The organism is Kitasatospora sp. NBC_01300, from assembly GCF_041435235.1.
In the GTDB taxonomy this organism is placed as follows: domain Bacteria; phylum Actinomycetota; class Actinomycetes; order Streptomycetales; family Streptomycetaceae; genus Kitasatospora.
In genome coordinates, this window is sequence record NZ_CP108408.1 from 274615 (window position 1) to 287486 (window position 12872).

The following is a 12872-nucleotide window of genomic DNA, read 5'->3' on the forward strand; positions in this document are numbered from 1 at the left end:
ATCACCGAACGAAGTCGATAATACCCCCGGGGGTACTATGGTGGACATCGCGCGGGCCGGCCGTCGCCGTCGGAGACGGGTGGCGCCGAGGAGGCACCGACACCTCCAGGACGCCCGGCCCGCACCACACCATCGGAGAACTGCATGCCCCCGCTGCCGCCCAACCCTGGGCAGACCACCCCCGCCCAGGCCCACCGGCTCGTCCGCACCGGCGCAGCCGTCCTGCTCGACGTCCGGGAGCGCGGCGAGTTCACGGCCGGCCACGCCCCCGGTGCCCTCCACCTGCCGCTGATCGCCCTGGCCGCCCGCGAACCGCTGCCGCCCGAGGCGGGCGGACGGCTCGTCCTGGCGATCTGCCACTCGGGCAACCGCTCCGCGCGGGCGGCGCAGCTGCTCGCCGAGCGCGGCGTCGAGGTGCTGAACGTCGTCGGCGGCATGTCCGCCTGGGAGCGGGCCGGACTGCCGGTCACCACGCCGGGCGGCGGCACCAGCGGCGGCACCGGCGACAGCAGCAGCGCCGGGAGCTCCAGGGGCGCCGGGGACGCGATATGACCGCGCTGCTCCTGGCGCTGGCCGCCGGGGCCGTGGTCGGCCTCGCCCTCGGCGGCCTCGGCGGGGGCGGCAGCATGCTCGCCGTCCCCGCACTGGTCTACCTGCTCGGCTTCAGCCCGGCCCTGGCCACCACGGCCGCCCTGGTGATCGTCGCCGCGACCTCGCTGACCGGCCTGCTCGCGCACGCCCGGGCGGGCCGGGTCCGCTGGCGCACCGGCGCGCTGTTCGCCGCCGCCGGGCTGCCCGCCGCCACGGCCGCCGGGGCGCTCTCGGCGCACCTGTCCGGGGCGCTGCTGACCGGCGCGTTCGCGGTGCTGGCCGGGCTGGCCGCCTGGCGGATGCTGGTGCCGCCGAAGGCCGCCGCGCAGGAACGTTCCGCCGCTGGGTGGGGCCGCTCGGCGGCGACCGGTGCCGGGCTCGGCGCCGTCACCGGGCTGCTGGGTGTCGGGGGCGGGTTCCTCGCCGTCCCCGCACTGGTCTCGGTGCTCGCCTTCACCATGGCCGAGGCGGTGGGCACCAGCCTGCTGGTGATCACCGCCAACGCGCTGGCCGCGCTGCTGCCCCGCCTCGGCGCGACCGGCGCCATCGACTGGGCCGTGGCCGCACCCTTCACCGGGGCCGCGATCCTCGGTGCCTGGGACGGCAAGCGGCTCGCCGACCGGCTCAGCGGGCGCGCCCTGCAACGGGCCTTCGCGTTCGCCCTGCTCGGCGTGGCCGCGCTGATGCTGGTCACCGCCCTGCGCTGACCCCGGGCGGCCCCAGCCCCGGGCGCGCGAACCCGGAAGGCGGGTCCGGAGGGCGGCAGCCGACCGTGCGCCGACCGTTGACGCGACTCGGATGGGCATGTGACATTGCACATGTCACCCAGCGCCGCCCCGGGGATTTGAACGTTCAAACCCCTGTCGACGCACGCTGCCCCGCCCCCTGACGCACCGCCACCCGTCCGACAGGAGAGCCCCGATGATGCCCCCCACCCGCGCCCCGCGCCGCCGACCGGTCCGCGCCCTGCCCTCGGGCTTGGCGGTCCTGGCCGTCCTCGCCGTCCAGGCCGTCGGCGCGGGACCGGCCCACGCCGACGGCGCGGCCCCGCTGGTCGGCGGCGGCGGCTACGTCCTCGGCTCCGTCCTGGACGGCGGCTGCCTCGGCCCGCAGTACGCGCAGCCGGCGGCCGGAACGCCCGTCGTCGGCACGGCCTGCCAGGGGCTGCTCAGCCAACGCTGGCAGCTGCACCGCACCACCGACGGCTACCGGCTGGTCAACGCCGCGAGCGGACGCTGCCTGACCCTCGACGGCACCGGGCGGCGCCCCGGCACGGCCGACTGCGGCACCGACCCCACCGCCGAGACCTTCGCCATCTCCCCGGCACCGGGCGGGAGTCACACCCTGACCGCACACGGCGCCTGCCTCACCACGGCAGGCGACCACGAGCAGAACGGCGCAGCGGGCCACGAGCAGAACGGCGAGCAGAGCAGCGCCGCTGACCGCCGCCGCTGCGACGCCCGGCCCGCCCACCGCTGGACCCTCACCCGCAGCGAACCGCTCACCCTTACCGACCCCGGCTTCGAACAGGGCACGGACGGCTGGACGTTCACCGAGCACACCGGCGTCGCCACCAACAACCCGCACGGCGGCACCCGGCTCGCCTACCTCGACGCCGGCTCCGGCCACCGGATCGCCCAGCAGGTCACCGCCGTCACCGCCGGCAGCTACGACCTGTCCGCCTGGATCGCCACCGGCGGCGCCGGCGGCACCTTCTCGGTCAGCGTCAACGGCACCGTGATCCGCTCGCTGCCCCTGCCCGAGCAGCCCGTCTACGCGAAGTACACCCTGCCCCGGGTGCACGTCGCGGCCGGCGACCGGCTCACCCTCGGCATCGACTCCTCCCCCACCGGCTGGATCAACGCGGACGACGCCTCCGTCGCCCCGTCCGCCCCCGGCGACCCGAGGATCAGCTCCTCGGACCCCGAGGTCGTCGCCCTGTTCGACTGGGCCAAGACCAAGGCCAACAGCTGGGTGCAGCAGGCCGGCACCACCGGCGTGCTCAACCAGGACGAGAACAACCCCGGCGGCACCGGCACCACCACCTACGACACCACCTACTGGGCCGGCTACCCGTTCCGCTCCGACTTCTACAGCCGCGACTTCGCCCACCAGCTGGTCGGCGCCCACCTGCTCGGCCTGGACGCCGAGAACAAGACCATGCTGCGCGGCTTCGCCGCCTCCGCCACCGAGACCAACAAGCTCTACCCGGTCTGGGCCCTCAACTTCGACGCCAGGACGTACGGCAGCATCGACTACCGGAGCCCCGACCGCTTCGTGCGCGAGCTGCCCGCGCCGTTCGAGCTGGTCGAGAAGGCCGGCGAGGCCTACCGGTGGACGGGGGACCGCGACTACGCCGACGACCCCGCGCTGAGCGGCTACGTCCGCAACACCCTCGGCCCCTTCATCGCCCAGCACCCCGGCCCGGTCGACAACGGCGGCCTCCCCATCCCCCAGGCCACCAGCCGCAGCATCTTCGCCGGCACCGCGAGCTACGCCGAGAACGCCTCCAGCACCTACGCCGAGGCCGGCGACGCGATCGGCGCCCAGTACCAGGCGTACCTCGCCGCCGCGACCCTGGCCGCCGCCAAGGGCGACACCGCCGCCGCCACCGGCTACCGGCAGGCCGCCACCGCGCTGCGCGACTACGTCAACACCACCTGGAGCGTGGACCGGCAGCAGCCCGGCGAGGTCGTGCACGGCTACGACACCACCGGCAAGCCGGTGACCGGCTGGGGCTACGAGTCCAGCGTGCTGATGCCGGTCAAGCAGCTGCTCGACCCCGGCCCGCGCCGCGACGCCCTCCTCGCCGCCATCGACGCCGCCGACTCCGGCCCGCAGCGCTCGACCAACCTGGAGGCCTACACCTACCTGCCCGACGCCTTCTTCGCCAACCAGGACGGCGACACCGCCTGGAAGTGGATGCGGCAGATCTACCAGGGCGTCGGCCGGCTCCACGCCACCGGGCGGCTGCTCAACGGCGACTACCCCGAGGTCCCGTTCACGCTGCTCAGCCAGACCGTGCAGGGCCTGCTCGGCGTCGAGCCCGACGCCGCCGCGCACACCCTCGTGACGGCCTCCCGGCTGCCCGCCTCGATGGGCTGGCTGGAGGTCGCCGACATCCCGGTCGGCGCGGGCTCGGTCACCGTCCGGCACGACGGCCACCGCAGCAGCACCGTCACCAACACCGGCCGCGCGCCGCTCACCTGGGAGGCCCGCTTCGCCGGCCCGCACGGCGGGATCACCGTCGACGGCAAGGCCCGGCCCACCCGCACCAGGACCGTCGACGGTGTGAGCTACACCTACGCCACCGTCACCGTCGCCCCCGGGCGCACCGCGAGCGCCGCCGTCACGGACTGACCCCCTCCGCACCACCCTTCCGGCCGACCGGCCCCCAACCGGTCGGCCGCACACCCCGATCCACCTGACGAACCGTCACCTCCCCCACACCCTCAGGAGCGCGCATGCGCCACATCCCCCACCGCCTCGCGGCACCCGTGCTCGCGCTGGCCCTCGCCGCCACCGGCCTCGGCGCCCTCACCCTCGGCACGGCCGCCCCCGCCGCCGCCCTGGGCAACGGCAACGCCCTCACCCCGCCCATGGGGTGGAACTCCTGGAACTCCCTCGGCACCGAGGTCACCGAGGAGCAGGTCGTCCAGACCATCGACTTCATGGCCGCCAACGGCCTGGTGGCGGCGGGCTACGACACCGTCACCATCGACGACGGCTGGTCGCTCTGGCACCGCGACGGCCAGACCACCGACCTGGTCCGCAACGCCGACGGCGGCCTCCAGCTCCAGGACGCCGCCGGGAACCCCGTCAGCGGCACCGACGGCACCGGCAACGACCCCACCTCCGGCCACCTCCTCCCCCGCCCGGACCACTTCCCCTCGCAGACCGTCAACGGGCGGACCGTCAACGGCATCGAGTACCTCGCCCAGTACGCGCACGGCAAGGGCATGAAGTTCGGCCTCTACGCCACCGACACCTACCTCACCTGCCAGATGCACCCCGGCAGCCTCGGCCACGAGAGCACCGACGCGAGCGACTTCGTCTCCTGGGGCGTCGACTACGTCAAGTACGACGACTGCCCCTACGGCCCGCAGATCACCGGCCCGGACGGCCACAACTACTACACCCAGGGCGAGGGGAAGGAGCTCACCCGCTCGATCTACGCCCGCGTCCAGACCTTCCAGCACGCCCTCGACGCCGCCTCCGCCACGCAGGGCCGGCCCAAGGTCACCCTCAGCGTCTCCGCCCAGCCCGCCCACACCGGCGTCCCGTACCTGCTCGCGGCCGACGACCCGGCGCGCACCGACCCGGTCGTGCAGGCCGCCGGCACCGCGCCGTTCCAGGCGCCCGGCTACGCGCCGACCGGCGTCTGGTGCGGCCAGGTCGCCAACCTCTGCCGGATCGGCGGCGACCGCGACAGCGAGCTCGACGGGGTGCTCTGGAACGGGCAGTTGCAGACCGCGCTGCAGTACCCCGGCAACGTGCGCCCGGGCAGCTGGAACGACCTCGACATGATGTTCACCGGCTGGCAGGACGTCTACGGCGCCTGGGGCACCACCGACACCTGCACCTGCCACAAGCCGTTCACCGACGACGAGTCCCGCACCGAGACCTCCGTCCTCGCGATGCTCGCCGCCCCGCTGGTCTCCGGCGCCGACCTGCGCACCGCCGCGCAGTCCCAGCACAGCGCGGACGGCCACACCTGGTCCACCGGGATCGACGCCGCGAGCCTGGCGGTCCTGAGGAACCGCGACGTCATAGCGATCGACCAGGACGCCCTGGCCAAGCCCGCCACACTGGTCGGCGCCAAGCCCGCGAACGCCACCGCGCCGGTCGTCCTCCAGCGGCGGCTGGCGAACGGCGACACCGCCGTGCTGCTCGTCAACCAGGACCCGGCCGCGAGCCGCACGGTGAGCACCAGCCTCGGCGAACTCGGCCTCACCGGGCCCGGCTACACCGCCAAGGAGCTGTGGACGGGCGCGAGTTCGACCGTCACGGGCACGCTCGGCGCCTCCGTGGCCCCGCACGGCGTGGCGCTGTACCGGCTCAGCGCCCGGCCGGCCACCGGACCGGCCGCGGTGGTCGACGACGGTCGCTACCACGCGATCGGCGCCGGCGGCAGCGGCGGCCTGGTCCTCGAAGTGGCGGGGACGTGCAGCTCGCCGCTCGGCGCCGTCGCCGACGTCAACACCTGGTGGCCCACGCACACCTCCGAGCAGTGGACCTTCACCAGCAACCCGGACGGCACCGTGCGGATCGCCGACAACTGCGCCACCGCCACCCACGCGCACACCGTGCTCGCCGCCGGCACCGACCCCGGCAACAGCGCCTACCTGCTCGATTACTCGCCCGGCAACCGCTGGCAGGAGTGGCGGGTCACCCAGGACGGCGCCACCGGCACGCTCACCATCACCAACGTCGCCACCGGCCTGGTCCTCAACGCCCGCACCGGCACGGCGGGTTCGACCGTGACCACGGACGCGGCCGACGGCGCAGCCCCCGGACAGGGCTGGGGCGTCGTGTCCTGATCGCGTCTCCTGACCGCGTCTCCTGACCGCGTCGCCTGATCACGACCCCGGGCGCTCCTCCTCCACCACGACGCCGACGCCCGGCCAGTGGCGCGCCAGGTCGGCGAAGAAGCGCTCGGCGTCGATCGCCGCCTCGGGCGGGTGGACGCCCGGGGCGCGGACGCCGCCGTCCAGGAGCTGGGCGAGGCCGAGGGCCGCCGGCACGCCGGTGCTCTCGGCCATGTCGCCGAGCAGGGCCTCGGCCCCGGTGAGCCGGGCGAGGACGGTGACCGGTCGGCCGTCGCGTCTGCCGGTGGCGGCGGCGAAGAAGCCGGGGAGGCTGCCGGGGCCGGGGAAGCGGGCCGCGCGGGCGGCGGCCCGCAGGGTGCGGCGCAGCGTGGGGCGGTCGAGGGCGACGGCGGCGGTCTCGTTGCGCAGGCGCCCGGCGTCGAGGTCGTCCCGCAGGACGTCCAGGTAGGCGGCCGTCCGGGCGGTGACGACCATGAGGTTGGCGGCCGCGCCGCCGGGCCGCAGGCTGCGGTGCAGGGTGACCGGTTCGGGGTGGCCGACGGTGTACGCGGTGCCGCGGTGGCCGCCGGGCAGGTCGAGGGCGACCGGCCGCAGCGGGGGCCGCTGGACGATCCGGCCGCCGTCGACCACCGCGACCGTGCCGCTGATCTGCTGCATCCAGTGCACGGCGGCCGCGAGCGGGGCGCCGTCCGGTCCGAGCAGGGAGGTGTCGTCGGGTTCGGCGCCCGCGTCGACGGGCCAGGCGGTGTAGACGTCGGTCAGGGTGTCGAGGCGGGCGGCGGCCCGGGCGGCGAGCAGGTTGCTGACGCCGGGGCTGGCGCCCAGGCCGATCACGGCGCGGACGCCGGCGGCGCGGGCCTCGCCGTCGAGTTCCAGCATGGCGACGGTGGGTTCCCAGTCGTCGCAGATGTCCAGGTAGTGGGTGCCGGTGCGGATCGCCGCGCGCAGCACGCCGAGGCCGAAGCGGTAGTACGGGCCGACGGTGTTGAGGACGGCGTCGGCTTCCGCGAGGGCGGCGTGCAGTTGCGCCCCGTCGGTGACGTCGACCTGGCGGGCCCGGACCGGCACCGGGCCGCCGGCGAGGGCGGTGGCGGTGCGGCGGGCGGCGTCCGGGTCCCGGTCGGCGATCACGAGTTCGTGGACGCCGGGCAGTCGGGCGGCGACCCGGGCGGCGACGCGGCCCATCGCTCCCGCTCCGCCGAGGGCGAGCACTCTCATCGTCGTTTCTCCTTCCGCCGGTCCGTGTCCACCGGCTGTGCGGCTGGTCCGTCAGCGCTGCCCGAGCGAGGTCAGGAAGCTGCGGTGCTCGTCGAGGTAGCCGGGGCTGAACAGCGAGCGGGGTGCGGCGATCGCGAGGAGGGTGCTCTGCAGTTCGGAGTCCTCGACGGATTCGGGGACGATGTTGTGCGTGGCGTCCGGGTAGCGCTTGACCCGGAGCTGGCCGGGCGCGGTGAGGATCCTGCGGTAGCCGGCCTCGGTGTCGTCGCTGTCGACGTTGATGTCGCGCCCGCCGAGGAGGAGCAGGACCGGCACCCGGAGGGCGGCGAGGTCGTCGGTGGCGTCGGAGGTGTGGTTGCGGCGGTTGAAGTCCCAGCGCTGCGGGGTGAGGCCGTCGACGTCGCCGCCGCCGTCCCGGTACTGCTCGAAGGTCCGGCCGGCCCGGAGGGCGGCGAGGGTCCGGTCGCTGCGCGCGATGGCGGCCTCGGTCTCGGCCGGGGTGGCGCGCTTCTTCCTCAGCTCGGCGAGCAGGTTGTAGCGGCCCTGCTGGAGCCAGTTGAGGGCGGGGGCGACGGCGATCACGAACCTGACGTCCGGGGACTGCCGGGCGGCCTTGGGCATCACCCAGCCGGCCTGGCTGGCGCCCCAGAGGCCGATCCGGGCGGGGTCGATGCCGGGCTGCCGCTTTGCCCAGTCGATCGCGGCGACGGTCTCGTCGGCGCGGTCCTGGATGCTCTGGTCGAGCCAGTTGCCGGGGGCGCCGTCGACGCCGGGCTTGTCCCAGGAGAGGGAGGCGTAGCCGGCCTTGGCGATGGCCTCCCAGATCGGCCGGTAGAAGGTGTCGTGGGTGGCGTTGGTGGGGCCGTCCCCGTGGACGAAGACGACCAGGCCGGCGGGGGTGCGGCCGCCGGTCGGGCGGGCGAGGACGCCGTGCAGCGGCTGCTTGCCGCCGGTGATGGTGACGCGTTCCTCCTTGAGGTCGTACTCGTTCTGGTACACCACCCAGCCGCCCGCGCCGAGCAGGAGCACCACCACGGACAGCAGTGATCCCCACAGCAGCCATCGCCTGCGCATCTTCGATCCACCAATCTATCGTTCTTAAAACGAACGTATCAGATGTGAACGCATTAGGATGGTCGCCATGGTGGAGATTCCGACCCGGGTGCTGGTCGAGGCGATGGTCCGTACGGACGGCACGGTCGACTGCGGCGACCTCTACACCGTGGCCGGCCTGCTCGGGATGACCGACCAGCAGGTCCGGCTGACCGTCAAGCGCCTCACCGGCGACGGGCGGTTCGTCCAGGAGGGGCGCGGCCGCCGGGCCCTGCTGCGGGCCACCGCCGAGACCCGGCGCTCGATCGACCCCGACGTCGGGTACGTGGCGCTGATGTACGCCCAGGACCGCGGCCGGGCCCCCTGGGACGGCGTCTGGCACCTCGCGGGATTCGCCGTCCCCGAGCACGCCCGGCCCGCCCGCGACGCGCTGCGCGAGGCGATCCTCCGGCTCGGCGGCGCCCCGGTGCAGAACGGCCTCTACGTCTCGCCGCACCCCTGGGAGGAGGACGTCCTCGCCGAGGCCGCCGCCCTGGACGTGCGCGACCACCTCACCCTCCTCACCAGCCGCGACCTGCGCACCGGCGAGACCGACGACCCCCGCGCGCTCGCCCGGAACTGGTGGCCGCTGGAGCAGGTCGCCGAGGGCCACCAACGGCTCGCCGAGGTCGCGGCCGACCGCCTCGCCCGGCTGGAGAAGGGCCTCACCGGCCCCGAACTGCTCACCGTCGCCCTGGAGTTGGCCGCCGCCTTCACCGAGGCCGTGGAGCCCGACCCGCTGCTGCCGCCGGAGCTCCTGCCCCAGCCCTGGCCCGGCACCGCGGCCCGCGAACTCGTCGCCCGCTGCTGGGCGCTGCTGCTCGCCGACCCCGGGCCGGGCACGCCCCGGCTGTTCGACGCCTACGCCGAGGTCGTCGCGGCCGTCACCGCGTAGCCGCCGGACCCGGCTCGGTCGCCTCCGTCGCGGCCGCCGCAGCAGGCGCGACGGGCTCCGGCAGGGTCCGGAACAGCAGCCAGCTCAGCACCGGCATCAGCACCAGCGGCAGCAGGGCGGTGCGCAGCGAGGTCGCGTCGGCGAGGCCGCCGATCACCGGGCTCGCCAGGCCGCCGATGCTGACGGTCAGGCCCAGCGTGATCCCGCTGGCGGTGCCGATCCGCGAGGGCAGGTAGTCCTGCCCCAGCGTGACCTGCAACGAGAACGGCACGTACAGGCCCGCCGAGGTCAGCGCCACGAAGACGTACAGCGCCGGGCCCGGCACCAGCACCACGCCCGCCACGGCCACCGCCGCCACCAGGTACGACCAGCGCGCCACCGCGACCCGGCCCCAGCGGTCCGCCAGCGCGCCGCCCAGCACCGAACCCACCGCGCCGCCCGCGTACAGCACCACCAGCGCCGCGGTGCCCGCCGCCGTACCGCCGCCGACCCGCTGGGTGGCGAACAGCGCGAGGAAGGTGCTCAGGCCGGTGAAGGCGATCGAGCGGAACACCACGGCCAGCGACAGCCGCACGAACGAGGCCCGGTCGTCGGCCCCGGCCACCGGCGCCGGAGCCGTCCCGGCGGCCCGCCGGCGCTCCAGCTCGCGCAGCACCGGCAGGCACAGGACGGCGCCCGCGATCGCGGGCAGCACCAGCAGCGGGGTCAGCCGCAGGCCGCCGCCCGAGACCACCACGGACACCAGCAGCGGGGCTGCCGCGAAGCCCAGGTTGCCGCCCAGCGAGAACCAGGCCATCCCCCGGTGGCCGTCCCGCGCAGCCAGCCGGGCGACCCGGGCGGACTCCGGGTGGTACGCGGCCACCCCGACCCCGGACAGCGCCACGAAGGCCAGGGTCAGCGGGTACGAGCCGCTCACCCCGCTGAGCGCGATGCCCACGCCGCCCACCAGCGTGCTGACCGGCAGCAGCCAGGGCAGCGGGTGGCGGTCGGTGATCGCGCCGAACAGCGGCTGCGCCACCGAGGAGAGCAGGGAGGCGGCGAGCACCACGCCCGAGACGGCGGCGTAGCCGTAGCCGCGCTCGGCCACGAAGAACGGGACCAGGGCGGCCACCGCGCCCTGGTAGACGTCCACGCAGGCGTGTCCGAGGGACAGCAGGGTGATCGAGGAGTCCCGCCTGCCGGGTGTCCTCTTCGGATTGTCAGGCGTACTCGACGTACTGGACTTGGTGGGCTTGGTAGGCGTAGTTATCGGCAGGTTGTCAGGCGTTGTCTTCGGCATGCCGACATGCTCGGCGCAGCGACACCTGTCGGGCTTCCGATAATCTGCCAGGTGATGCCGAACATCCGCCACGACCCCGTCGCCCCGACCCGCGTCCTGCTGCTGGCCTCCGGCGCCGGGATCGACGCCCACCGCCACGACGACCACCAGATCGCCTACGCGGCCAGCGGCGTGCTCGCCATCACCACCGACGCCGGCTCCTGGGTCGCCCCCGGCACCCGGGCCATCTGGGTCCCGGCCGGCACCGTGCACGCCCACCAGGCCCACGGTGAACTGGACCTCCACCTGGTCGGGCTGCCCGCCACCGAGAACCCGCTCGGCCTGGACCGGCCGACCGTGCTCGCCGTCGGGCCGCTGCTGCGCGAACTGATCGTCGCCTACACCCGCACCCCCGAGGACGACAGCCCCGAACGGGCCCGGCTGCGCGCCGTCCTGCTCGACCAGCTGCGCGCCTCGCCGCAGCAGCCGCTGCACCTGCCCGCCCCCGCCACACCGCTGCTGCGCGCGGTCTGCGATCGGCTCCGCGCCGATCCGGCCGACCAGCGCACCCTCACCGAACTGGGCCGGGCGGTCGGCGCCAGCGACCGCACGCTCTCCCGGCTCTTCCGCGCCGACCTCGGCATGACCTTCCCGCAGTGGCGCACCCAGCTGCGGCTGCACCACGCGCTGGTGCTGCTCGCCGAGGGCCTGCCCGTCACCACGGTCGCGCACCGCTGCGGCTGGTCCTCCGCGAGCGCCTTCATCGACGTCTTCCGCCGCACCTTCGGCCACACCCCGGGCCGCCACCCCGCGTACTGACCTCGTACTGACCGCGTGTTGTCGGCCGCTGGTGGCAGGGTGGGAAGCATGTGCGGTCGTTTCGTCTCCACCACCACACCCCAGGACCTCGTCGCCCTGCTCGGGGAACTGCGCTGGGATCCGGCCGAGTCGTTCGCGCCCAGCTGGAACGTGGCGCCCACCGACCCGGTGCCCGCCGTCCTGGAACGCCTCGACCGGGAGAGCGGCGAGCTGCTGCGGCAGCTGCGCCCGCTGCGCTGGGGCCTGGTGCCGTCCTGGTCCAAGGACCCCTCCGGCGGCGCCCGCATGATCAACGCCCGCTCGGAGACCGTCCACCTCAAGCCCGCCTTCCGCAAGGCCTTCACCACCCGGCGCTGCGTCATCCCCGCCGACGGCTACTTCGAGTGGCGCGAGGTGCCCGCCGCCGACCGGAAGAAGTACAAGCAGCCGTACTTCCTCAGCACCGGCTCGGTCATGCTGATGGCCGGCCTGTACGAGTTCTGGCGCGACCGCACCCGGCCCGAGGACGACCCGGCGGCCTGGCTCGCCACCGCCACCGTCATCACCACCGACGCCACCGACAGCGCCGGGCGCGTCCACGACCGGATGCCGCTCACCATCGCCCCCGCCGACCTGCCGGCCTGGCTCGCCCCCGACCTCACGGACTCCGACGAACTCCACCACCTGCTGCGCCGCCCCGCCGACGGCGCCCTGCGGGTGCGGGCCGTCTCCCCCGCCGTCAACAGCGTCCGCGCCAACGGTCCGGAACTGCTCGACACCGCCCCGGACCCGCTGGGGCTGGCGGACTGACGCCCGCCCGGCCGCCCGTCCGTCCGTCCGTCAGACGATCCGGCCGGCCAGCCCGGGGTAGTCGAGGACCAGGCCGTCCCGGTCCAGCACGAGGTCGCTGCGGAAGTCCCCGGAGGCGTAGCGGACGGTGGCCCGCCCGCCGTCCAGGCCGAGGTGGGTGTAGGTCTGGCGGGAGGGGTGCACCGTCAGGTCGGGCACCCGGATCCAGGCCATCAGGAAGTGCCGCTCGCCCGGGCCCCGGTGGAGGCCGTGGCGCAGCACCGGCGGGGTGTTGGTCACCGGGGAGAGCCCGAGGTCGCAGTCCAGCGCGCCGGCCAGGTCGGGCCGTTCCACGCCGTCGACGCTCCAGCGGCCGCCGTCCTGACGCAGTTCCAGCTCGCGGACGCCGTCGGCGCTCTCGGCCCGGACCCTCATCCGCCGGGTGACGAAGCCCTCGCCGGTCTCCAGTTCGTACGTCAGCCAGTACGGCGCGGGCCGCGCGGCGGCGACCCGGCCGCGGGCGTGCAGGGCGGCGGCACCGAGCTCGATCCAGGACGTCTCCAGGCCGCCCGTCTCGGTGACCTGCCAGGTGGGAACGGTGTGCAAGATCATCCGGGTACGCTACCGTCCGGTACCGACAGGGGCGCGCGCCCGGCTCCGGGCGGCCGGCGGGATCCGGTGA

General features: G+C 74.9%; 11 protein-coding genes. 7 read left to right on the plus strand and 4 right to left on the minus strand.

Going from position 1 to position 12872, the window contains the following annotated elements; translation table 11 throughout:
• The first annotated feature begins 144 nt into the window (after nt 1-144).
• The 4 genes from OG556_RS01420 to OG556_RS01435 all read left to right on the plus strand — a co-directional run bounded on the left by OG556_RS01420 (nt 145) and on the right by OG556_RS01435 (nt 6131).
• A complete protein-coding gene (locus tag OG556_RS01420) occupies nt 145-552 on the plus strand; it encodes a rhodanese-like domain-containing protein (RefSeq protein ID WP_371515437.1) in 408 nt (135 codons plus the stop codon).
• The gene (locus OG556_RS01425) at nt 549-1298 is read left to right on the plus strand and encodes a sulfite exporter TauE/SafE family protein (protein ID WP_371515438.1); all 750 of its coding nucleotides are present in this window, start codon (nt 549-551) and stop codon (nt 1296-1298) included. Before OG556_RS01420 ends, OG556_RS01425 begins: the two co-directional genes overlap by 4 nt.
• A gap of 214 nt (nt 1299-1512) precedes the next feature.
• A complete protein-coding gene (locus tag OG556_RS01430; RefSeq protein WP_371515439.1) occupies nt 1513-3951 on the plus strand; it encodes an RICIN domain-containing protein in 2439 nt (812 codons plus the stop codon).
• 104 nt (nt 3952-4055) lie between these two features.
• Nucleotides 4056-6131, plus strand: a complete 2076-nt coding sequence (locus OG556_RS01435; RefSeq protein WP_371515440.1) for an RICIN domain-containing protein — start codon at nt 4056-4058, stop codon at nt 6129-6131.
• Between the two features lie 39 nt (nt 6132-6170).
• Here the strand turns inward: OG556_RS01435 and OG556_RS01440 are convergent, their stop codons facing one another.
• Together OG556_RS01440 and OG556_RS01445 are read right to left on the minus strand one after the other, a co-directional pair.
• On the minus strand, nt 6171-7358 hold the full coding sequence (locus tag OG556_RS01440) for a saccharopine dehydrogenase family protein (RefSeq protein ID WP_371515441.1): 1188 nt from the start codon (nt 7356-7358) through the stop codon (nt 6171-6173).
• 51 nt (nt 7359-7409) lie between these two features.
• The gene (locus OG556_RS01445; RefSeq protein WP_371515442.1) at nt 7410-8432 is read right to left on the minus strand and encodes an alpha/beta hydrolase family protein; all 1023 of its coding nucleotides are present in this window, start codon (nt 8430-8432) and stop codon (nt 7410-7412) included.
• A gap of 67 nt (nt 8433-8499) precedes the next feature.
• Between OG556_RS01445 and OG556_RS01450 the strand changes: the two genes are divergently transcribed.
• Nucleotides 8500-9345: a PaaX family transcriptional regulator C-terminal domain-containing protein gene (locus OG556_RS01450; protein WP_371515443.1), complete on the plus strand. Its 846-nt coding sequence runs from the start codon at nt 8500-8502 to the stop codon at nt 9343-9345.
• Here the strand turns inward: OG556_RS01450 and OG556_RS01455 are convergent.
• Complete coding sequence (locus OG556_RS01455) at nt 9335-10624, minus strand: MFS transporter (RefSeq protein ID WP_371515444.1); 1290 nt, start codon at nt 10622-10624, stop codon at nt 9335-9337. The genes OG556_RS01450 and OG556_RS01455 overlap by 11 nt on opposite strands.
• A 54-nt stretch (nt 10625-10678) precedes the next feature.
• Between OG556_RS01455 and OG556_RS01460 the strand changes: the two genes are divergently transcribed.
• Together OG556_RS01460 and OG556_RS01465 are read left to right on the plus strand one after the other, a co-directional pair.
• Nucleotides 10679-11422 (plus strand): helix-turn-helix transcriptional regulator, encoded by a 744-nt coding sequence (locus OG556_RS01460; protein ID WP_371522517.1) that lies wholly within the window; start codon nt 10679-10681, stop codon nt 11420-11422.
• 48 nt (nt 11423-11470) lie between these two features.
• Complete coding sequence (locus OG556_RS01465; protein WP_371515445.1) at nt 11471-12211, plus strand: SOS response-associated peptidase; 741 nt, start codon at nt 11471-11473, stop codon at nt 12209-12211.
• Between the two features lie 30 nt (nt 12212-12241).
• Here OG556_RS01465 and OG556_RS01470 read toward each other — a convergent pair whose 3' ends face one another.
• Complete coding sequence (locus OG556_RS01470) at nt 12242-12802, minus strand: putative glycolipid-binding domain-containing protein (RefSeq protein WP_371515446.1); 561 nt, start codon at nt 12800-12802, stop codon at nt 12242-12244.
• Between the last annotated feature and the right edge of the window lie 70 nt (nt 12803-12872).

What these genes read in the sequence shown, in the direction of transcription:
- OG556_RS01420 (WP_371515437.1), top strand. Translation starts at nt 145, where the DNA reads ATGCCCCCGCTGCCGCCCAACCCTGGGCAGACCACCCCCGCCCAGGCC.
- OG556_RS01425 (WP_371515438.1), top strand. Translation starts at nt 549, where the DNA reads ATGACCGCGCTGCTCCTGGCGCTGGCCGCCGGGGCCGTGGTCGGCCTC.
- OG556_RS01430 (WP_371515439.1), top strand. Translation starts at nt 1,513, where the DNA reads ATGATGCCCCCCACCCGCGCCCCGCGCCGCCGACCGGTCCGCGCCCTG.
- OG556_RS01435 (WP_371515440.1), top strand. Translation starts at nt 4,056, where the DNA reads ATGCGCCACATCCCCCACCGCCTCGCGGCACCCGTGCTCGCGCTGGCC.
- OG556_RS01440 (WP_371515441.1), bottom strand. Translation starts at nt 7,358, where the DNA reads ATGAGAGTGCTCGCCCTCGGCGGAGCGGGAGCGATGGGCCGCGTCGCC.
- OG556_RS01445 (WP_371515442.1), bottom strand. Translation starts at nt 8,432, where the DNA reads ATGCGCAGGCGATGGCTGCTGTGGGGATCACTGCTGTCCGTGGTGGTG.
- OG556_RS01450 (WP_371515443.1), top strand. Translation starts at nt 8,500, where the DNA reads ATGGTGGAGATTCCGACCCGGGTGCTGGTCGAGGCGATGGTCCGTACG.
- OG556_RS01455 (WP_371515444.1), bottom strand. Translation starts at nt 10,624, where the DNA reads ATGCCGAAGACAACGCCTGACAACCTGCCGATAACTACGCCTACCAAG.
- OG556_RS01460 (WP_371522517.1), top strand. Translation starts at nt 10,679, where the DNA reads ATGCCGAACATCCGCCACGACCCCGTCGCCCCGACCCGCGTCCTGCTG.
- OG556_RS01465 (WP_371515445.1), top strand. Translation starts at nt 11,471, where the DNA reads ATGTGCGGTCGTTTCGTCTCCACCACCACACCCCAGGACCTCGTCGCC.
- OG556_RS01470 (WP_371515446.1), bottom strand. Translation starts at nt 12,802, where the DNA reads ATGATCTTGCACACCGTTCCCACCTGGCAGGTCACCGAGACGGGCGGC.